We start from the raw sequence: 17,701 nt of genomic DNA, 5'->3' as shown, positions 1-17,701 counted from the left end.
CATGACCCCCGACCTGATGCCCCCACCCCTGGCCGCCGAGGCCACCGACGAACTGCCGCTGTTCTCGCTGCTCGACGTGGAGAAGCGCTTTGCCATCGACGGTGGCCGCCGCGAACTGCGCGCCCTGGACGGCGTGCGCCTGACCCTGCGCCCCGGCGAATCGCTGGCCCTGGTGGGCGAAAGCGGCTCGGGCAAGTCCACCCTGGTGCGGGTGATGCTGGGCCTGGAAGCCGCCAGCAACGGCCGCGTGCTCTATGGCGCGCAAGACGTGGGCCAGTTCGACGCCGCGCAGCGTCGCCGCTTCGCCCGCGAGGTGGCCTACATCTACCAGGACGCGCGCGGCTCGCTCAACCCGCGCCTGACCGTGGGCGAGGTGCTGGCCGAGCCCATCCGCCTGCACCAGTTGCGCGAGAGCAGCGAAGTGGCGGGCCGCGTGGACGAGCTGCTGCGCCAGGTGGGCCTGCCGCCCGACACCCGCCACAAGTTCCCCAGCGAGCTCTCAGGCGGGCAGGTGCGGCGCGTGGCCGTGGCGCGCGCCCTGGCCTGCGAACCGCGCGTGATCGTGGCCGACGAATCGGTGGCCGGGCTGGACGTGTCGGTGCAGGCGCAGTTGCTCAACCTCTTGCGCGACCTGCAGCGCGAGCAAGGCCTGGCCATGGTGTTCGTCACGCACGACCTGGGCGTGGCCGCCTACCTGTGCGAGCGCGTGGCCGTGATGTACCTGGGCCGCCTGGTGGAAACCGGCCCCACGCGCGCCGTGCTGCGCCAGCCCCTGCACCCCTACACCCAGGCGCTGATGCGCGCCTTCCCGCGCTTTGACGCGCCGCTGTCGGTGAGCCTGCAGGGCGAGATTCCCAGCCCGGCGCAGTTGCCGGCGGGCTGCCGCTTCCGCTCGCGCTGCACCCGCGCCAGCGACGACTGCGCCCGCATCGACCCGGCGCAAACCCTGCACGACGAAGGCCGCCTGGTGGCCTGCCTGCACCCGCTCACCACCGCCTGAGGCCCCATGGACATTCTCACCAGCCACTCCCCCGCCTGGCTCGCCGGCCTGGTGCTGGCGCTCGTCGTCACCGGCGCCATCGCGGGCGTGCTCGCCGGCCTACTGGGCGTGGGCGGGGGCATCGTCATCGTGCCGGTGCTCTACCACCTGTTCACGCTGCTGGGCATCGACGAGTCGGTGCGCATGCACGTGACGGTGGGCACCTCGCTGGCCACCATCATCCCCACCTCCATCATGTCCAGCCGCGCCCACCGGCGCCGGGGCAGCCTGGACGTGTCGCTCATTCGCCGCCTCATGCCCGGCGTGGTCGTGGGCGTGGTGCTGGGCGCCATCGCCAGCCGCTACCTGGGCGGCGGCGTGCTCACCGCCGTGTTCGCCGTGGTGGCCCTGGCCGTGGCGCTGAACATGGCCTGCAAGCGCGACGGCTTCGCCCTGGCCGATGGCCTGCCCGGCCCGGCCGGCACCGCGCTGATTGGCGGCGGCATTGGCGGCGTGTCCACCCTCATGGGCATTGGCGGCGGCACGCTGTCGGTGCCCATCCTCAACGCGCTGCGCGTGCCCATGCACACCGCCGTGGGCACCGGCGCCATGCTGGGCATGGTGATCAGCCTGCCCGGCGCGCTGGCCTTCGTCGTCAATGGCCTGGGCGTGCCACTGCGCCCGCCCCTGAGCCTGGGCTACGTGAACCTGCTGGGCATGGCGCTCATCGTGCCGGCCACCATGGCCACCACCGGCTGGGGCGCCCGCCTGGCCCACCGCATCGACGCGCGCCGCCTGCGCCAGGTGTTCGCGCTGTTCCTCGCCCTCACCTCGGCCCGCATGTTGGCCGGCCTGCTGTCCTGAACGGAGACCCCCTTCCATGATCCACACCCTCAAATCCCTGGGCGGCATGTTCGTGGCGCCGCACCACCTGGCCGCGCAAGCCGGGCGCGACGTGCTGCGCGACGGCGGCAACGCCGTGGAGGCCATGGTGGCCGCCGCCGCGGCCATTGCCGTGGTCTACCCGCACATGAACGCCATTGGCGGCGACGGCTTCTGGCTCATCCACGAGCCCGGCCGCGAGCCGGTGGCCATTGACGCCTGCGGCCCCGCCGCCGCCCTGGCCACGCCCGAGTTCTACGCCGGGCACAGCGCCATTCCGCCCCGCGGCCCGCAGGCCGCCCTCACCGTGGCCGGCACCGTGGGCGGCTGGGCCCGCGCGCTGGAGGTGGCACAGGCCTGGGGCCCCGCCCTGCCGCTGCCGCGCCTGCTGCAAGACGCGGTGCGCCACGCGCACGAGGGCGTGGCGGTGAGCACCAGCCAGCACGAGCTCACGCGCCAGAAGCTCGACGGCCTGAAAGACGTCCCCGGCTTTGCCGAGGCATACCTTGTGAACGGCGAGCCGCCCGCGCCCGGCCACGTGCTGCGCCAGCCCGCCCTGGGCGACACGCTGCACACCCTGGGCCAGCGCGGCCTGGACGATTTTTACCGGGGCGAGACGGCCGCGCGCATCGCCGCCGAGCTGCAGCGCATCGGCAGCCCGGTGCGCGCCACTGACCTGGCGGCCTACCGCGCCCAGTTCGTCACGCCGCTGCGCGTGCGCCTGGGCGACAGCAGCGTGTACAACCTGCCGCCGCCCACGCAGGGCCTCTCGGCGCTGATGATCATGGGCCTGTTCGAGCGCCTGGGCGTGCGCGAAGGCGAGGGCTTTGCCCATGTGCACGGCCTGGTGGAATCGACCAAGCGCGCCTTTCGGGTGCGCGACCGCGTGGTCACCGACCCGCGCCGCCTGCCGGCCGACCCGCAGGGCTTTCTGGCGCCCGAGGCGCTGGACGCCCTGGCCGCCGAGATCGACCCCGCCCGCGCCTTGCCCTGGCCCGACCCGGCGCGCCCGGGCGACACCATCTGGATGGGCTGTATCGACGCCGAAGGCCGCGCGGTGAGCTTCATTCAGAGCGTGTACTGGGAGTTCGGCGCCGGCGTGGTGCTGCGCGACACCGGCATCTGCTGGCAAAACCGGGGCACCAGCTTCTCGCTGGACCCGAAGGCGCTCAACCACCTGCGCCCGGGCTTCAAGCCCTTTCACACGCTCAACCCCTCGCTGGCGCTGTTTGACGACGGCCGTGTCATGCCCTTCGGCACCATGGGCGGCGAAGGCCAGCCCCAAACCCAGGCCGCCGTGTTCACGCGCTACGCGCGCTTTGGCCAACCGCTGCAGCAGGCGGTGAGCGCGCCGCGCTGGCTGCTGGGCCGCACCTGGGGCGACCAGAGCACCACGCTCAAGCTGGAAAGCCGCTTTGACCCGGCCCTGGTGCAGGCCCTGCGCGAGGCCGGCCACGTGGTGGAGCCGCTGCCCGAGGCCTACAGCGACACCATGGGCCACGCCGGGGCGCTGGTGCGCCACCCCAACGGCCTGATCGAGGGCGCGGCCGACCCGCGCAGCGACGGCGCGGTGGCCGCGCTGTGAGGCGCGCGCCCAGGCCCGCTCAGCGCACGCGGGCCACGTCCAGCGCGCTCACCGCGCCCGCCTTGTTGCCCCACGACTGGCGCACGTAGCTGGCCACGGCGGCAATCTCTTCGTCGTTGAGCAGGCTGCGGTAAGGCGGCATGCCAAAGGGGCGCGGGTGGCCGGCGGTGGCCGGGCCGAAGCCGCCACTCAAGATGGCCTGCACCGTGTTCACCGGCGACACCTGGGTCACCGCACGGTGGCCCGCCAGCGGCGGGTAGATGCCTTGCGCGCCCTGGCCTTGTTCGCCATGGCATTGCGCGCAATGGTTGTCGTAGAGGCGGCCGCCACGGGCCAGCACCGCCGGCTCGGCGCCCTCGAAGGCGGGGCGCTTCACCGGCTGCACCGGCAGGTCTTTCAGGAACACCGCCATGGCGCGCAGGTCGGCCTCGGGCAGGTGCTGGGTGCCGTGCAGCACCACCTCGGCCATGGGGCCCAGGGTGGACGCGCCGCCGCCGCGCCCAGTGCGCAACAGGGCCACCACGTCGTCCAGCGACCAGTCTTGCACGCCGGCCTCGGCCGGGTCGCGCAGCGAAGGCGCCCACCAATCGCCCGAAGGCATGAGCGAGCCGCCAAAGGCCGCGCTGTCGCCACTGCCGCCCAGGGTGCTGCGCTCGGCGTGGCAGGCCGCGCAGTGGGCCACGCCGCGCACCAGGTAGGCGCCCTGGTTCCATTCGGCGCTGCGGCTGGTGTCGGGCTGGTACTCGCCGGGCTCGAAGTACATGGCCCGCCACAGCGCCAGCGCGGCCTGCGTGTTGTAGGGGAAGCGCAGGCGGTGCGGCTCGTGCTCGCGGCGCACCGGCGCCAGGGTGCGCAGGTAGGCGTAGAGCGCGTCCACGTCGTCGCGCTGGAGCAAGGTGGTGTGGGTGTAGGGGAAGGCGGGGTAGAGCAGGCGGCCGTCGCGCGACTGGCCGTGGTGCAGGGCACGCCAGAACTCGCCCGCGCTCCAGCCGCCCAGGCCGGTGTCAGGGTCGGGCGTGAGGTTGCTGGAGACCAGGTCACCAAACGGCGTCTTCACCACGTGGCCGCCCGACCAGGGCTCGCCCCCGCGCGCGGTGTGGCAGGCCATGCAGTTGCCGGCGCGGGCGAGCTGCTCGCCGCGCGCGATCAGGGCCGGGGTGGCGGTGACCTCACGCGTGGGCGCGGGCACGCCGCGCAGTTGCCACCAGACCACCGCCGCCAACACCAGCAGGCCCAGCAGAAAGGCGCCCAGCACCAGGGGCAGAGGGGAACGGCGGGCGCTCATCGCACACCTCCCAGGTCGCTGCCGCAGGTGAGCGGCAGGCGCGCGGGCAGCGCCGCGGCGGGCTTGGTGTCGGCGGGCAAGGGCTGGGCGGCCAGCCAGCTCGCCACGGCGGCGATGTCAGGCCCGCTCAGGCGCTTGGCCACCTCGCCCATGCAGTCGGGCGCGGTGGCGCGGCGCAGGCCGGTCTGCCAACCGCCCAGCTGGCCCACCAGGTAGTCGCGCGGCTGGCCCAGCAGGCCGGGGATGGCGGGCTGCACACCGGTCATGCGCTCGCCGTGGCAGCTGTTGCACGAAGGGAGCTGGCGGGTGGGGTCGCCCACTTTCACCAACTGCTCGCCCCGGCGCAGGGTGGCGGCGTCGGCCGTCACGGGCGCGGGCGGCGGGTAGGGCAGGTCGAGGCTGGCGAAGTGCGCGGCGATCTCGTGTAGGTACTCGTCGGTGAGCGGGTCCAGCAGGGCGGTCATGCCCACGGCCTGGCGGCGGCCAGCGCGAAAGTGTTGCAGCTGGTTGTAGAGGTAGGCCGCCGGCTTGCCGGCGATGCGCGGGAAGTAGCCGGCGTTGGTGGCGCGGCCCTGCTCGCCATGGCAGGCGGTGCAGACCATCATGCGCTGGCCCATGGTGTCGGGCACGGTGTGCGCCGCGCCAGTGGCGGCGGGGCTGGCCGCATGGGCCAGTGACAAGGCCCAGGCCAACAGGCCCAGGAGGTATCGCAGGGGGAACATGGCAAAGGTCGCGGGCCGGCATCGCGGCGGCGACGTTGAGACAGGGGGTTTGAAATTACCATACCCAGCACAGCGCACCCGCCCAGTCAGGATTCCCCATGAACGCCCCCACCCCCGTTGACCCCACGCGCTGCCCGCTTTGCGGAGGCGACAACCGCTGCGCCATGGAAATCGAACGCGCCACCGGCCAGGCCCAGCCCCCTTGCTGGTGCACCACGACCACCTTCCCGCCCGACCTGCTGCAGCGCCTGCCCCAGTCGGCACGGGGCCAGGCCTGCATCTGCCCGGCCTGCGTGCAGGCCGCGCTGGCGGAGGCGCCGCGCGCATGACCCGCCACCCCGACACCCTGGCCGCCATGCACGTGCGGCACGGCAAGAACTACCGCTGGAAGCTGCTGCTGGCGGTGATGGTGGGCACGATTGCCTCGGTGATGTCGTCCACCATCATCAACGTGGCCATCCCCGACCTGAGCCACCACTTCCAGCTCGGCCAGGAACGCGCGCAGTGGGTGAGTTCGGGCTTCATGGCGGCCATGACGGTGTCCATGCTCACCACGCCCTGGCTGCTGACGCGTTACGGCTACCGCGCCACCTACACCGCCTGCATGTTGCTGCTCATGGCCGGCGGCCTGGTGGGCGGCTTTGCCAACCACTACCCACTGGTGCTGGCCGCCCGCGTGGCCGAGGGCCTGGCCGCGGGCGTGGTGCAGCCCATTCCGGCCATCATCATCCTGCGCGCCTTCGACCCCAGCGAACAAGGCCGCGCCAGCGGCGTGTTTGGCATGGGCGTGGTGCTGGCCCCCGCCGTGGGCCCCAGCGTGGGCGGCCTGCTGGTGGATGCCTTCGGCTGGCGCTCGATCTTCTTCATGGTGGTGCCGCTGTGCCTGCTGTCAATGTGGCTGGCGCGCCGCCTGATCCCGGCCTCGGCACCGGGCGGCGTGGAGCCCAACCCCGAAGGCGCGCGCCTGGACTGGACCGGCTTGGCCCTGGCCACGGCCGGCACGCTGTGCCTGCTTAATGGCCTGGTCGAGCTGCACGGCGGCACCGCCTGGGGCGCCACGCTGCTGCTGGGCGCGGCCACTGGCCTGGTATTGGCTTTCGTGGTGGTGCAGCGGCGCACCCTGCTGGCGCGCCAGCGCCACCCGCACCAGGGCATTGACCCGCTGATGAACCTGAGCCTGTTCCGCGACCAGCGCTTCGCCATGGGCAGTGTGGTGTCGTTCATCTATGGCGTGGCGCTGTTCGGCTCCACCTACCTGCTGCCGGTGTACATGCTGCTGGGCCTGGGGCTGTCGGCCTCTTACGTGGGCACCATCCTGCTGCCTGCCGGGCTGGTGCTGGCGGTGTGCATTGCCCTGGTGGGCCGGCTGCTGGCCGACAAGCAGCCCACGCACCGGCTGGTGAGCTTCGGGCTGGCGCTGCTGGCCGCCTCGTTCGCGTTGATGGTGACCATCAAAGTGGACCAGCCGGCACGCGTGATTCCGCTGCTGGTGACCTGGGCCATTTTGGGCCGCATCGGGCTGGGCTTCATCCTGCCCTCTCTCAACATTGGGGCCATGCGGGGGCTGGACCGCGCGCACATTCCGCAAGGGGCCAGCGTCATCAACTTCGTGCGCATGCTGGGCGGCGCCACCGGCGTGAGCCTGTGCGGCATCGTGCTGGAGTGGCGCATCGCCGCCCATGGCACCAGCCTCGTCGGTCCCAGCAGCGCCGGACGCATGGCGGCCTTCGACGAGACCTTCCTGATGCTGGCCGCCGTGTGCGCCCTGGCCATGCTGGCGGCCCTGCGCCTGAAGCCCGCGCACCACGAACGCTCCACCAGCCACTGAGCGCAAGGCACAATCGCCGCCATGTGCCAACTGCTCGGCCTGAACTGCGCCACCCCCACCGACGCCAACTTCAGCTTCACCGGCTTTCGTGAGCGCGGTGGCAACACCGACCACCACGCCGATGGCTGGGGCATCGCCTTCTTCGAGGGCAAGGGCCTGCGCCTGTTCATTGACCACGAAAGCGCCGCCCAGTCGCCCATGGCGGCGTTTCTGCAGAGCTACCCGCTCAAGAGCCGCCACATCATTGCCCACGTGCGCAAGGCCACCGTGGGCGAGGTGGCGCTGGAAAACGCCCACCCCTTCGTGCGCGAGCTGTGGGGCCGGCACTGGGTGTTCGCCCACAACGGCGACCTCAAGGACTACCACCCCAAGCTGCACAGCCACTTTCAGCCCGTGGGCAGCACCGACAGCGAACGCGCCTTTTGCTGGCTGATGCAAGAGCTGGCCAAGTCGCACGCCGCCCTGCCCACGGTGCAAGAGCTCACCCGCACCCTGGCCGAGCTGGTGCCACAGGTTCGCGCCTTTGGCACCTTCAACTTCCTGCTCTCCAACGGCGAGGCGCTGTGGGCGCACTGCAGCACGAACCTGCACTACCTGGTGCGCCAGCATCCCTTTGCGCCCGCCACGCTGAAAGACTGCGACTGGACGGTGGACTTCGCCCAGGTGAACCAGCCGGGTGACCGCGCCGCCGTGATCGTGACCACGCCGCTGACCACCAACGAAACCTGGACCGCCTTCCAGCCCGGCGAGCTCAAGGTGTTCGTGGACGGCCTGCCGCAGACCTTCGGCGCCTGAGCGCCTGGTGGATCGCCGCGTCAGCGCACCGGGCGCTGGCCCGCGCGGCGCTGCTCGCGCAGCATGAAGAGGTAAAGCCCCTCCACCTTCTCGCGCGCCCAGGGCGTCTTGCGCAGAAAGCGCAGGCTGGACGTGACGCTGGGGTCCACATTGAAGCAGCGCACCGGGATGCGCTCGCCCAGACCACCCCAGCCGTAGAAGTCCACCAGCGCGGTGACCATGGCCTCCAGCGTGACGCCGTGCAGCGGGTTGTTCGCTTGGGTCGGTTTCTGCTCGTCGCTCACGCGGGCACTTTCAGCGCCGCCTCCAGCGCATCGACAAACATGGCCGGCACGTCAAAGCCGGTCTGCTGCTGAATCTCCTGGAAGCAGGTGGGGCTGGTCACGTTGATCTCGGTCACCTTGTTGCCGATCATGTCCAGGCCCACCAGCAGCAGGCCACGCGCGGCCAGCACCGGGGCCAGCGCCTCGGCCACCGCTCGGTTTTCGTCGCTCAGCGGCTGGGCCACGCCCTTGCCACCGGCGGCCAGGTTGCCACGCACCTCGTTGCCTTGCGGGATGCGCGCCAGCACATAGGGCGCCACCTTCCCGCCGATGAGCAGCAGGCGCTTGTCGCCCGCCGCGATCTCGGGCAGGTAGCCCTGCACCATCACGCTGGTGGTACCGCCGCGGTTGAGCGTCTCGATGATCGAGCCCAGGTTCATGCCGTTGTCGGTGACGCGGAAGATGCCCATGCCGCCCATGCCGTCCAGCGGCTTGAGGATGATGTCGCGGTGCTCGGCGTGGAAGGCCCGAATGGCCTTGGCCGAGCGCGTCACCAGCGTGGGCGGTGCGTACTGGCCGAACTCCATGAGGGCCAGCTTCTCGGGGTGGTCGCGCAGCGCGCGCGGGCGGTTGAACACGCGCGCGCCCTCGCGCTCGGCCTGCTCCAGCAGGTGGGTGGCATAGAAGAACTCGCTGTCGAACGGCGGGTCTTTGCGCATGAGGATGGCGTCGAAGTCTTTCAGCGCCACCTCGTCCTCATGCTCGACGGTGTACCAGTCGTCCAGCGCGCCGGTCAGGCGCACGCGCTGCACCTGGGCCGTCACCACCTGGCCGGTGCGCCACTGCAGGTGCTGCGGCTCGCAGGCCGCCAGCGCGTGGCCGCGACGCTGCAGCTCGCGCATCATGGAAAAGGTGGTGTCTTTGTAGGTCTTGAAAGACGACAGCGGGTCGGCGACGACAAGGATCTGTTTCATGCGCATCAGGCTTTCTTGGAGAGTCCGTACTGTTGCACAAACAGCGCCAGCGCGCCGGCGACCACGCCCCAAAAGGCCGAGCCGATGCCGGCGATCACCACCCCGCTGAGCGTGACCAGGAAGGTGATGAGTGCCGCCTCGCGGTGCGCGTCGTCCTTCAGCGCGGCGTGCAGGCCGCCGCCGATGCTGCCCAGCAGCGCCAGGCCCGCGATGGCCAGCACCAGCTCTTTCGGGAAGGCCAGCAGCACACCCGTGACCGCCGCGCCCACCAGGCCAATGGCCACGTAAATGGCCCCGCACACCACCGCCGCGGTGTAGCGCTTGCGGCGATCGAGGTGGGCCTCTTCGCCCATGCAGATGGCCGCGGTGATGGCGCTCAGGTTCAGCGCATAAGCGCCGAAGGGCGCCAGCAACAACGTGGCCACGCCGGTCAGGGTGATGAGCCGCGACACCGGCATGTCGTAACCCGCTGCGCGAATGGCCGCCACGCCCGGCAGGTTCTGCGAGGCCATGGTCACCACGAACAGTGGCAGGGCCAGGCTCACGAAGGCCGCCCAAGAGAACTCGGGCATGGTGAACACGGGGCGCGCCCAGTTCAGCGACACCGCCGCCGCATTGAACTGCCCGCGCGCCACCACATAGGCCACGGCCACCAGCAGCGTCAAGGGCACCGCGTAACGCGGCACCCAGCGCCGGCCCAGCAGGTAGGCCAGCAGCATGCACAGCACCAGGGGCAGCGCCGTCTGCGCCGCGGCGAAGGCCTGTAGCCCGAAGCGCGCCAGCACCCCGGCCAGCAGCGCCGAGGCAATGGCCATGGGGATGCGGTTCATCACCCGCTCGAACCAGCCGGTGGCGCCCACCAGCACGATCAGCCCGGCGCTGGCGATGAACGCCCCCACCGCCTGCGGCAGGCTGAAGCCCCCGGCCAGGCCCGCCGAGGCCAGCACCGCCGCGCCGGGCGTGCTCCAGGCCACCATGACAGGCTGGCGCAGCACCAGCGAGGGAATGGCCGAGCACAGGCCCATGCCCAGGCCCAGCGCCCACATCCACGAGGCAATGATCTCGGGCGTGGCACCGAAGGCCAGCGCGGCCTGGAACACCAGCGCCACCGAGCTGGTGAAGCCCACCAGCACCGCCACGAAACCGGCGGTGGCCGCCGAGAGGTTCAGGTCACGAAAGAAAAACATGCGGCGATTGTGCCGAGCCAGCGGCACTCGCCCCGTCCCCTCTGCGCGTCCAGCGCACGGCGCAGGGGGCGTGCTAGATCTCGACCTTCGAGCCCAGCTCGATCACCGCGTTGGCCGGCAGGTTCAGGAAGGCCGCGGCCGCGCCGGCGTTGTGGTGCATTTGCGCGAACAGCTTCTCGCGCCAGGGCGACATGCCGCTGCCCAGCGTGGGCGTGACCACATCGCGCGACAGGAAGTAGCTGGTGGTCATGGGCTCCAGGTCGCAGCCATGGCCGCGCAAGAGCGCCAGGGCCTTGGGCACGTCCTGGTCGTTCTTGAAGCCGTAGTGCAGCGTCACCGCCCAGCAGTCGCGCCCCAGCGGGTGAATCTCCACCCGTTCGTCCAGACCAATCCAGGGCACCTCGTGGCTTTGCACGGTGACGAACAGGTTTTGCTCGTGCAACACCTTGTTGTGCTTGAGGTTGTGCAGCAGGGCATTGGGCACGATGCCGGTCTCGGCCGTAAGGAACACCGCCGTGCCGGCCACGCGCTGGGGCGGGCTCACGAACACCGCGTCGAGGAAAGATTTCAGGTCCAGTGCCTCGGCCTCATGGGCCTGGCGCATCAGGTTGCGCCCGGCCTTCCAGGTCATCATCAAAGTGAACACCACCCCACCGATGGCCAAGGGGAACCACCCCCCGGCGAACAGCTTGAGCAGGTTGGAGGTGAAGAAGGCCAGGTCCACCACGAAGAAGGCCCCGGTGGCCGCCACGCACAGCCACAGCGGGTAGCGCCAGCCATAGCGAATGACAAAGAAAGTGAGCACCGTGGTGATGAGCATGTCCAGCGTGACGGCAATGCCGTAGGCCGCCGCCAGGTTCGACGACGACTTGAACATGCCCACCGCCAGCACGATGGCCACGAACAAGGCCCAGTTCACGAAGGGAATGTAGATTTGGCCCGTGTCGCGCACGCTGGTGTGGCGCAGGCCCAGGCGCGGCAGGTAACCCAGCTGAATGGCCTGCTTGGTCACGCTGAAGGCGCCAGAGATCAGGGCCTGCGAGGCGATCACCGTGGCCATGGTGGCCAGGCCCACCAGGGGCAGCAGGGCCCACTCGGGCGCCATGTTGAAGAAGGGGTTCTTCACCGCCTCGGGGTCTTCCAGCAGCAGCGCACCCTGGCCGAAGTAGTTGAGCGTGAGCGAGGGCATGACCACGCTGAACCAGGCCAGGCGAATCGGCTTCTTGCCGAAATGCCCCATGTCCGCGTACAGCGCCTCACCACCGGTGACGCACAGCACCACCGCGCCCAGAATGATGAAGGTGGTGCCCGGCTGCGCCAGCATGAAGCGCAGCGCGTGGTGCGGGCTGAGCGCGCCCAGGATCTCGGGGTGCCCCACGATGTGCGACACGCCCAGCGCCGCGATGCTGATGAACCACACCAGGGTGATCGGCCCGAAGAACTTTCCAATGCCGCCCGTGCCGCGCTTTTGCACCGCAAACAAGGCAAACAGCACCACCAGCGTCAGCGGCACCACGTAGCCCTTGAAAGCGGGCGACACCACCTCCAGGCCTTCCACCGCCGAGAGCACCGAGATGGCCGGGGTGATGACGCCGTCGCCATAAAACAGCGAGGTGCCGAAGATGCCCACCGCGAGCAAGGCCCCGCGCAGGCGCGGCTTGTCTTTCACGGCCTGCGAAGCGAGGGCCAACATCGCGATGAGGCCACCCTCGCCGCCGTTGTCGGCCCGCAGCACCAGGGTCACGTACTTGAGGGAAACGATGACGGTGAGCGTCCAGAACAGGATGGACAGCACGCCGTACACGTTGGCGTGGGTGAAGGGCACGTGGCCAGAGCCAAACACCTCTTTGACGGCGTACAGCACGCTGGTGCCGATGTCGCCATACACCACGCCGATGGCGCCCAGGGTGAGCGCGGCCAGGGACGATTGAGAGCGATTCACAAGACAACCCCGCGCCTGGCGCGGGGTTCCGTTGTCGAGGGATCGCCATTCTGCGCCGGGCGGCCTTGGCCGCCAATGGCACACCCGGGGGGCCGGGATGGGAGGTTACGAAATGTTGCGGCGCAACAACTGGCGTCGGGTCACTCGTAAGTCTCGGCCTCGGGATCGGTGGCTTCCAGCTCGTAACTGGCCGCCAGCATGGCCAGGCGGCCGATCACGCCGTACATGTAGAAGCGGTTGGGCACGCTGGCCCCGGGCTTGGCGCCCGGCTGCGGCAGTTGCGCGGCCTGCTCGAAGGCCAGCGGCACGAAGCTGGAGCCGGGAGCATTGAGGTTTTCGTCCACGCCCCGGTCGGCGTGGATGCGGTAGAAGCCGCCCACCACGTAGCGGTCCATCATGTAGACCACCGGCTCGGCCACGGCGCTGTTGATGCGCTCGTGGGTGAGCACACCTTCCTGAATGATCACCTCGTTCACCGCCTGCCCGCCCTGCACCGTGGCCATGCGCGCCTTCACCTGGGGCGAGAGGGCGTCGATGTCCTTGGCGTCGCGCACGGTCATGATGCCGCGCCCGCCGGTGCCCCGGTCGGCCTTGATCACCACAAAGGGCTTCTCGTTGATGCCGTATTCCTTGTACTTGCGGCGAATCTTGGTGAGCAGGGCGTCGGTGTTGCTGCGCAGGCACTCCAGGCCATGGTCGGCGTTGAAATCGACCTCGCCGCACTGGCTGAACAGCGGGTTGATGAGCCAGTGGTCCATGCCCAGCAGCTTGCCGAATCGCTTGGCCACCTCTTCGTAGGCCTTGAAGTGCGTGCTCTTGCGGCGGGTGGGCCAGCCGGCGTGCAGCGGCGGCAGCAGGTACTGCTCGTGCAGGTCTTCCAGAATGCCCGGCACCCCGGCGCTCAGGTCGTTGTTGAGCAGGATGGTGCAGGGGTCGAAGTTCTTCAGCCCCAGGCGGCGCTTGCCGCGAATCAGCGGCTCCAGCGTGAGCTTCTCGCCATTGGGCAGGTCAAAGGCGGTGGGCGCGGTGATCTCGTTGGACAGCGAGCCCAGGCGCACGTTGAGCCCGGCCATGTAGAAGATGCGCTGCAACTGCGCCAGGTTGCTCAGGTAGAACGGATCGGTGCTGTTCTCGGGCACCAGCAGCAGGTTCTTGGCCTCGGGGCAGATCTTCTCGATGGCCGCCATGGCCGCCTGCACCGCCAGCGGCAGCATCTCGGGCGTGAGGTGGCTCCAGCCGCCGGGGAACAGGTTGGTGTCCACCGGCGCGAGCTTGAAGCCCGCATTGCGAACGTCCACCGAGCTGTAGAACGGCGGGGTGTGCTCCATCCACTCCAGGCGGAACCAGCGCTCGATCACCGGGGTGGATTCGAGGATGCGCTGCTCAAGCTCGTTGATGGGGCCCTTCAGGGCGGTGACGAGGTGGGGAACCATATTGTTTGAACGCCCCCCGAGCCGCCTGCGGCGTCACCCCCCACTGGGGGGCGTCAGCAGTGGCCCGGCGAAGCCGGTTCCACGCTGACCTCGGCGCACGGTCGTTGGGTTGTGGCGGGAGTTGGGGTTACTGGGAAAGCCGCTGGCATGGGAGTATGGGGGCGAAAGCCGAGCTTGCAAGGCCCGATCAGCCGCGCACCTCGCCCTCGCCCAGCACCACGTACTTCAGCGAGGTCAGCCCCTCCACCCCCACCGGGCCGCGGGCGTGGAACTTGTCGGTGGAAATGCCGATTTCGGCGCCCAGGCCGTACTCGAAACCGTCAGCGAAGCGGGTGCTCGCATTCACCATGACGCTGGCCGAATCGACCTCGCGCAGGAAGCGCTGGGCGTGCACGTGGTTGGTGGTGAGGATGGCGTCGGTGTGGTGCGAGGAGTAGCGGTTGATGTGGGCGATGGCCTCGTCCACGCCGCTGACCACCTTCACGCTCACGATGGGCGCCAGGTATTCCTCGCTCCAGTCCTGTTCGCTGGCGGGCACCACCTGGGCACCGGCCACGCCGGCCAGCAGGGCCTGGGCCTCGGGGCAGCCGCGCATCTCCACGCCCTTGGCCGCGAACACGGCGCCGATCTTGGGCAAAAACTCGGCCGCCACGCCACGGGCCACCAGCAGGCTCTCGGTGGCGTTGCAGGGGCTGTACTTCTGGGTCTTGGCGTTTTCGGTGACCTTCACCGCCATGGCGATGTCGCAGGGGTCGTCCACATAGGTGTGGCAGTTGCCGTCCAGGTGCTTGATGACCGGCACCTTGGCCTCGGCGCTGATGCGCTCGATCAGGCCCTTGCCGCCGCGCGGGATGATCACGTCCACGTACTGCGGCATGGCGATGAGCTGGCCCACGGCGGCGCGGTCGGTGGTGGGCACGAGCTGCACCGCGTCGGCCGGCAGGCCGGCGTCCACCAGGGCGCGCTGCACCAGGGCGGCCAGGGCGCGGTTGGAGTCAATGGCCTCGGAGCCGCCGCGCAAGATGCAGGCGTTGCCGCTCTTGATGGACAGGCTGGCCGCCTCGATGGTCACGTTGGGGCGGCTCTCGTAAATCATGCCGAACACCCCGATGGGCACCCGCATCTGGCCCACGCGGATGCCGCTGGGCTGCTGCTTCATGCCCACGATCTCGCCAATGATGTCGGCCATGGCCGCGAGCTGCTCGCAGCCCTGCGCGCAGGTCTCAATGACCTTGGGCGTGAGCTTGAGGCGGTCCACCATGGGCTCGGCCAGGCCGGCGGCGCGGGCGCGCTCCAGGTCTTTGGCGTTCTCTGCCTGCAGGCTGTCCACGTTGGCGCGCAGCAGGGCGGCCAGGCCCTTGAGGGCGGCCACCTTGGTGGCGGCGTTGGCCTTGGCCATCAGGCGCGAGGCCGCCAGGGCCTGCTGGCCCAGGGTGTTCATGAGTTCGGTGGTGTTGCTCGCGTTCATGCCCGGGATTTTCGCACCTTGACCACGCGGCTAGGGAGCACCAAACCTGGTCGGGCCTCGGGCGCCCGTCAGTAGGACGCGCTCCGAGCGAGCAGCCCCCCCTCTATCGCGCGCTTGGATGCCTGACGACGCTCCTAGTGAAAGCCTTATGGCAACTCTGACCAGGCTGCTGCCAATCCATGGGCGCAGGGAAAGCGCAAAAAGGACGCTCCAAGCAAGGGGGCTCTATTCAAACTCGCCAGCCGTCACGCCCATCGAATCGGGCCCAAATGTGATGAGCTATCCCTAGGCGAGGCATGACCACCACAAACCCTCCACCCCATCGACCGCGCCGACCAACTCACAAAATACTCATGAATGCTTTTTATTTATTTTTGTGATACAGTGCCGCAAATACATCTTTTGTATTACAATTTTGGTCAACCGACATGTGTCATGCGCTCGCATCGCGCGACACTTTCAACAGAGCTTGAATTTTGAACCCCATTCACCAACGCAACGTCCCACCGAATGCCATCAATCCTCGAGAAGAGATCGGTCATTTAGTTTTGGACCCACAACAGGCCAGTTATCTCGATCTGTTAACACAAGATCTGGCACATAGCGGTGACTCGCAAACCCCAGGTATCAGAGCACGAGCGGCAACGGCCGCCACCCAGCTCAAATTGCGAATGACTAGAGAGCAGGACGCGCTCATGTACGCTTACGCGCGCGGTAGCCTATCCGCCCTTGTCGTCGAGGGACTAAGTAATGTGTCGGCAGACCCCATCCCGTCTTCGCTCCCGGCTCTCCCCGACTTTGAGATCCGTCAGGACGTTAGGAGGCTGGGTCTTCGTCATCAGATACTCCTCGAACTGGTCGCTCATGATGCTTTCGCGTATGACTTAGACAACGAAGGCAAGATCGTTCGCATCGTGGCCAACCTAAAGGGCGGTGGATCAGTCTCTCTACCCTGGGAACCCTCAGATGTAGAACAAAGCTCACATTCCGGTCTGGCTCTCGGCCCTCACACAGAAGCACCGTATTGGTGTGCTGTAGAAGCTCAGAACGGCCATTCACCCTCGCCTTCGGCGCTGATATTAACGGCCCTTTGGAACCCCCAGCAAGAACCAACCGCCCTTATCCCCTTGGCACCAATCATTAAAGAACTGGGCATTGATCACTGTCTGGCACTAACGACTCCCTGGTTCCAATTCACTCGTAGCGACTCCTTTGTCAAGGGGATGGGCGAGGATGGGAAGAACGTGTCAATCCTGTCATTCGATGAGCATGGTGGTTTCGCCGTGCGCTTCAACGTGTACCGTTTTTCGGTGATGAAGGAGGCGCCGCAGTCTGTCAAGGAAGCATATGACGCTTTCCGGGCCGCCATCGATAGAACCCAACCGTTTCGGTACACACTTTCGCAAAGCACGGCGCTAATTATAAACAACACTCGTGCGCTGCACTGCCGAGACGTAGTTCGCGACAATATGCGCACACTAATTCGCGTATTTGGCTATGCCAAACACGTCAAACCGATCATCTGTTCGCATGATCCACTCCTTGTGAGAGGTTGATACAAAAAGCATGGATGTTGATCAAATTCTTCTACTCACAGCCATAGCATTTGCCGCCGGCTTCGTCGACGCAATCGCTGGTGGCGGCGGCCTTATCACGCTGCCAGCCCTACTTCTTGCTGGCATACCCCCCGTTAGCGCCATCGCCACCAATAAAGTTCAAGCTGCTGCGGCCACCATCTCAGCTGCAGTCACCTTTTCTAGGAAAGGTTTAATTAAGTGGCAGACGGGGCGCTGGCTGGCGGCGACATCCGTGACTGGAGGCGCCGTGGGAGCGCTATTAGTTCACCAACTTGATCAAACTTGGCTTCAGGGTGGCGTGCCGATAGCACTAGTTTTTGTTGGCATGTACTTCGCGCTAGCGCCAAAGCCACTCCCCGATAACCACAACCAGCGGCTTACTGTAGAAAAATTCGCGTTCACTATTGCGCCTTTGCTCGGTGCCTATGATGGCTTCTTTGGGCCTGGCGTAGGATCCTTCTTCATGATGGGATTTATTGCAATTTGTGGTCTCGGTTTCGTAGAGGCTATGGGATTCACCAAACTTTCAAATGCGTCCTCCAACATTGGTGCGGTCTGCGTTTTTGTCGTAAGTGGGGCTGTAATTTGGCCCCTCGCATTAATGATGGCGTTGGCTGCGTTCGCGGGCGCTCAGGGTGGCGCGCGCATCGCTGTGCGAGTCGGACCGACCCTAATCAAGCCAATGATCGTTCTTGTGTGCATAGCCTTAGCCGCCAAATTACTGTCGGATGCCAGCAATCCGTGGCACCGTATCTTGTCGATCGTGCTGAAATTTTGAACT

General features: G+C 67.9%; 16 protein-coding genes. 8 read left to right on the top strand and 8 right to left on the bottom strand.

All coding sequences use genetic code 11. The annotated features are described in order from the left end of the window. Position 1: 1 nt before the first annotated feature. Genes ACE3RQ_RS11855 through ACE3RQ_RS11845 form a run of 3 tightly spaced genes read left to right on the top strand, consistent with a single transcriptional unit; the run spans position 2 to position 3,446 of the window. Positions 2 to 1,000, top strand: a complete 999-nt coding sequence (locus tag ACE3RQ_RS11855) for an ABC transporter ATP-binding protein (protein WP_374522209.1) — start codon at positions 2 to 4, stop codon at positions 998 to 1,000. Between the two features lie 6 nt (positions 1,001 to 1,006). Further along, positions 1,007 to 1,843: a sulfite exporter TauE/SafE family protein gene (locus ACE3RQ_RS11850; protein WP_374522208.1), complete on the top strand. Its 837-nt coding sequence runs from the start codon at positions 1,007 to 1,009 to the stop codon at positions 1,841 to 1,843. Positions 1,844 to 1,859: 16 nt separating this feature from the next. Next, entirely contained in the window at positions 1,860 to 3,446 is a 1,587-nt protein-coding gene (locus tag ACE3RQ_RS11845) for a gamma-glutamyltransferase family protein (protein WP_374522207.1), read from the top strand. A gap of 19 nt (positions 3,447 to 3,465) precedes the next feature. Here the strand turns inward: ACE3RQ_RS11845 and ACE3RQ_RS11840 are convergent, their stop codons facing one another. Together ACE3RQ_RS11840 and ACE3RQ_RS11835 are read right to left on the bottom strand one after the other, a co-directional pair. Then, the gene (locus ACE3RQ_RS11840; protein WP_374522206.1) at positions 3,466 to 4,731 is read right to left on the bottom strand and encodes a c-type cytochrome; all 1,266 of its coding nucleotides are present in this window, start codon (positions 4,729 to 4,731) and stop codon (positions 3,466 to 3,468) included. Beyond that, entirely contained in the window at positions 4,728 to 5,453 is a 726-nt protein-coding gene (locus ACE3RQ_RS11835; protein WP_374522205.1) for a cytochrome c, read from the bottom strand. The genes ACE3RQ_RS11840 and ACE3RQ_RS11835 overlap by 4 nt, the downstream gene beginning before the upstream one ends. 98 nt (positions 5,454 to 5,551) lie before the next feature. Here ACE3RQ_RS11835 and ACE3RQ_RS11830 point away from each other — a divergent pair, with 98 nt between their 5' ends. From ACE3RQ_RS11830 to ACE3RQ_RS11820, 3 genes are read left to right on the top strand one after another with little or no spacing between them, the layout of a single operon-like run. Continuing rightward, a complete protein-coding gene (locus ACE3RQ_RS11830) occupies positions 5,552 to 5,782 on the top strand; it encodes a cysteine-rich CWC family protein (RefSeq protein WP_374522204.1) in 231 nt (76 codons plus the stop codon). Next, positions 5,779 to 7,281, top strand: coding sequence for an MFS transporter (locus ACE3RQ_RS11825; protein ID WP_374522203.1), 1,503 nt, complete (start codon positions 5,779 to 5,781; stop codon positions 7,279 to 7,281). The genes ACE3RQ_RS11830 and ACE3RQ_RS11825 overlap by 4 nt, the downstream gene beginning before the upstream one ends. A gap of 21 nt (positions 7,282 to 7,302) precedes the next feature. After that, positions 7,303 to 8,076 (top strand): class II glutamine amidotransferase, encoded by a 774-nt coding sequence (locus tag ACE3RQ_RS11820; protein ID WP_374522202.1) that lies wholly within the window; start codon positions 7,303 to 7,305, stop codon positions 8,074 to 8,076. Positions 8,077 to 8,096: 20 nt separating this feature from the next. On the opposite strand, the gene ACE3RQ_RS11815 is transcribed toward ACE3RQ_RS11820, so the two are convergent. The 6 genes from ACE3RQ_RS11815 to ACE3RQ_RS11790 all read right to left on the bottom strand — a co-directional run bounded on the left by ACE3RQ_RS11815 (position 8,097) and on the right by ACE3RQ_RS11790 (position 15,343). Next, the gene (locus ACE3RQ_RS11815) at positions 8,097 to 8,360 is read right to left on the bottom strand and encodes a VF530 family DNA-binding protein (RefSeq protein WP_374522201.1); all 264 of its coding nucleotides are present in this window, start codon (positions 8,358 to 8,360) and stop codon (positions 8,097 to 8,099) included. Continuing rightward, a complete protein-coding gene (gene gshB / locus ACE3RQ_RS11810) occupies positions 8,357 to 9,313 on the bottom strand; it encodes a glutathione synthase (RefSeq protein WP_374522200.1) in 957 nt (318 codons plus the stop codon). The genes ACE3RQ_RS11815 and gshB overlap by 4 nt, the downstream gene beginning before the upstream one ends. 5 nt (positions 9,314 to 9,318) lie before the next feature. Then, complete coding sequence (locus tag ACE3RQ_RS11805) at positions 9,319 to 10,500, bottom strand: benzoate/H(+) symporter BenE family transporter (protein WP_374522199.1); 1,182 nt, start codon at positions 10,498 to 10,500, stop codon at positions 9,319 to 9,321. Positions 10,501 to 10,573: 73 nt separating this feature from the next. Then, positions 10,574 to 12,442 carry a potassium transporter Kup gene (locus ACE3RQ_RS11800; protein WP_374522198.1) on the bottom strand — a complete coding sequence of 623 codons (1,869 nt, stop codon included), beginning with the start codon at positions 12,440 to 12,442 and terminating at the stop codon, positions 10,574 to 10,576. A 140-nt stretch (positions 12,443 to 12,582) separates the two neighbouring features. Next, positions 12,583 to 13,875, bottom strand: coding sequence for a glutamate--cysteine ligase (gshA, locus tag ACE3RQ_RS11795; RefSeq protein ID WP_374522197.1), 1,293 nt, complete (start codon positions 13,873 to 13,875; stop codon positions 12,583 to 12,585). 187 nt (positions 13,876 to 14,062) lie between these two features. After that, positions 14,063 to 15,343, bottom strand: coding sequence for a glutamate-5-semialdehyde dehydrogenase (locus ACE3RQ_RS11790; RefSeq protein ID WP_374522196.1), 1,281 nt, complete (start codon positions 15,341 to 15,343; stop codon positions 14,063 to 14,065). A 476-nt stretch (positions 15,344 to 15,819) separates the two neighbouring features. Here ACE3RQ_RS11790 and ACE3RQ_RS11785 point away from each other — a divergent pair, with 476 nt between their 5' ends. Both ACE3RQ_RS11785 and ACE3RQ_RS11780 read left to right on the top strand, forming a co-directional pair. Further along, positions 15,820 to 16,899 carry a hypothetical protein gene (locus ACE3RQ_RS11785; RefSeq protein WP_374522195.1) on the top strand — a complete coding sequence of 360 codons (1,080 nt, stop codon included), beginning with the start codon at positions 15,820 to 15,822 and terminating at the stop codon, positions 16,897 to 16,899. A 10-nt stretch (positions 16,900 to 16,909) separates the two neighbouring features. Beyond that, positions 16,910 to 17,698, top strand: a complete 789-nt coding sequence (locus ACE3RQ_RS11780; RefSeq protein ID WP_374522194.1) for a TSUP family transporter — start codon at positions 16,910 to 16,912, stop codon at positions 17,696 to 17,698. Positions 17,699 to 17,701: the final 3 nt, after the last annotated feature.

This window comes from Hydrogenophaga sp. (genome assembly GCF_041913525.1).
Lineage (GTDB): Bacteria > Pseudomonadota > Gammaproteobacteria > Burkholderiales > Burkholderiaceae_C > Hydrogenophaga.
This window is presented reverse-complemented; position numbering and strand designations above follow the sequence as displayed.

Coding starts and splice junctions, on each gene's coding strand:
- ACE3RQ_RS11805 (WP_374522199.1), bottom strand. CDS start 10,500: ATGTTTTTCTTTCGTGACCTGAACCTCTCGGCGGCCACCGCCGGTTTC.
- gshB (WP_374522200.1), bottom strand. CDS start 9,313: ATGAAACAGATCCTTGTCGTCGCCGACCCGCTGTCGTCTTTCAAGACC.
- ACE3RQ_RS11840 (WP_374522206.1), bottom strand. CDS start 4,731: ATGAGCGCCCGCCGTTCCCCTCTGCCCCTGGTGCTGGGCGCCTTTCTG.
- ACE3RQ_RS11845 (WP_374522207.1), top strand. CDS start 1,860: ATGATCCACACCCTCAAATCCCTGGGCGGCATGTTCGTGGCGCCGCAC.
- gshA (WP_374522197.1), bottom strand. CDS start 13,875: ATGGTTCCCCACCTCGTCACCGCCCTGAAGGGCCCCATCAACGAGCTT.
- ACE3RQ_RS11820 (WP_374522202.1), top strand. CDS start 7,303: ATGTGCCAACTGCTCGGCCTGAACTGCGCCACCCCCACCGACGCCAAC.
- ACE3RQ_RS11835 (WP_374522205.1), bottom strand. CDS start 5,453: ATGTTCCCCCTGCGATACCTCCTGGGCCTGTTGGCCTGGGCCTTGTCA.
- ACE3RQ_RS11790 (WP_374522196.1), bottom strand. CDS start 15,343: ATGAACGCGAGCAACACCACCGAACTCATGAACACCCTGGGCCAGCAG.
- ACE3RQ_RS11850 (WP_374522208.1), top strand. CDS start 1,007: ATGGACATTCTCACCAGCCACTCCCCCGCCTGGCTCGCCGGCCTGGTG.
- ACE3RQ_RS11855 (WP_374522209.1), top strand. CDS start 2: ATGACCCCCGACCTGATGCCCCCACCCCTGGCCGCCGAGGCCACCGAC.
- ACE3RQ_RS11825 (WP_374522203.1), top strand. CDS start 5,779: ATGACCCGCCACCCCGACACCCTGGCCGCCATGCACGTGCGGCACGGC.
- ACE3RQ_RS11780 (WP_374522194.1), top strand. CDS start 16,910: ATGGATGTTGATCAAATTCTTCTACTCACAGCCATAGCATTTGCCGCC.
- ACE3RQ_RS11830 (WP_374522204.1), top strand. CDS start 5,552: ATGAACGCCCCCACCCCCGTTGACCCCACGCGCTGCCCGCTTTGCGGA.